The organism is Paenibacillus sp. N3.4, assembly GCF_008017805.1.
Lineage (GTDB): Bacteria > Bacillota > Bacilli > Paenibacillales > NBRC-103111 > Paenibacillus_E.
The window spans coordinates 1-1,802 of sequence record NZ_VRTT01000185.1 but is presented as its reverse complement, the minus strand read 5'-3'; the positions used below and the strand labels follow the sequence as shown (position 1 = coordinate 1,802).

General features: G+C 41.1%; 1 protein-coding gene. It reads left to right on the top strand.

Annotation, left to right across the window (positions count from 1 at the left end; all coding sequences use genetic code 11):
* Nucleotides 1-195: 195 nt before the first annotated feature.
* A partial coding sequence (locus FU659_RS34825; RefSeq protein ID WP_147951717.1) for an S-layer homology domain-containing protein occupies nt 196-1,802 on the top strand: 1,607 nt, incomplete at its 3' end.

Genomic DNA, 1,802 nt, shown 5'->3' with positions numbered 1-1,802 from the left:
GTGGATTTTTTTTTTCAGGAGAATACATATAGTATGGAAGTTAGCGAATTTTGTCGAATAAAGAACCATTGTGATTCAGAAAACGGTATACCGCATCTTTACTAGGCTAATTTTCAAGGAAAGGGTGTTTCTCTATTTTCACAAGATCAGTATCCAAGTCAGTATAAAGTAGTTTAATAATCAGGAGGAAATAGTATGAGGAATAAATTAAGTAAGAAACTGATATCTATTATAGTTATGACATGCCTACTGTTTTCATCGTTTGGTGTAGCATTTGGTGCAGCTACATTCACAGTATCGGATATTCAAGGCCATTGGGCAGAAAATAACATTTCTAAATGGATCGATAAAGGACTTATTAAAGGATATGATGACGGCAGCTTTAAGCCGGAAAATAAAATCACTAGAGCGGAATTCATCGCTTTGGTCAATCGTTCGTTTGGATTTACAGAAACAGCAGTGATCGCATTTAGTGATGTAGCCTCAGATCATTGGGCTCATGCTGAAGTAGAAAAAGCTGTTAAAGCCGGTTTTATTACTGGTTATGAGGATGGAACGATCGGAGTAAGTAAGCCGATCAGCCGCCAAGAGGTAGCGGTCATTGTGAGCCGTTTATTGAAATTAGAGGCGAAAGCTAGTGCTTCTACAGCAGCATTTCTAGATGCAAGCAAAATGGCAAGCTGGGGTAAGGATGCTATTGGTGAAGTAGTAGCCTCGGAAATCATGAATGGTTATGAGGCAGATCATAGTTTTAAACCGGAAGCGTCCATTACACGTGCGGAAGCAGTTGTTACATTAGATCGTGCTAATACTGTACGTGCTAATGCAGCTCAGACTGTGTCTTATAATGCAGCTGGAAATTATGGTCCAATAACCGGCATAGAAACGGTTAACAAGAATGTAGTTGTTAATGCAGCAGGTGTCACTCTTCAGAATATGGTCATTAATGGTGATCTATTATTAGGAGAAGGTATTGGCAATGGCGATGCTTTCTTAGAGAATGTCAAAGTTACTGGAAAGGTGACCGTACAAGGCGGTGGAGAGAACAGTATTCATTTTAACAACTCTGTGCTTGTTGACATTATTATTGACAAGAAAGCTGGAACAGGCATTGTACGCATTGTTTCAGAAGGAACCACAACTGTGGCTTTAGTTAGTATAAAATCCCCAGCAATACTTAAAGAAACGAATTCAACAGGGACTGGCTTCGGAATTGTCAATATTACCTCTTCACTTCCAGCAGGATCAAAGGTAACATTGGCAGGTTCATTTGATACTGTAAATGTTAGCTCGCAGCAAATACAAATTGATGTGCCCGAGGGTACCATTCAGAATGTGAATGCAAAATCGACAGCGACCGGGATGTCACTTAACCTTAGTAAAGATGCGACAATCAATTCTCTTGTCCTAGATGCAGTGGTTAAAATGCTCGGTAAAGGTACAATTGTCCTAGCGACCATAAATACAGAAGGCTCTACTTTTGAGACTCCTGCAATAAAGACGACCCAACCAACTGCAACACCAACACCAACATCGTCTGGGTCTGAATCAGGATCAGGACCATCACCAACTAGTCCACCAGCAGTTTCCAAAACTACATTAACTTCAGCAATCGTTAATGCAACCACATTGCTTGAAGCTCATCCAGTGGGTAAGGTAAATGGGGATGTCTCCCAAGAAGCTTACGACGCGTATCATACTGCGATCACAGCAGCAACAGCCATTCGAGATGGAGCAAGCTCAACGCAGGCTCAAGTGGATGAAGCTGTAACAACACTGGATGAGCTTCAAGCAATGTGGTT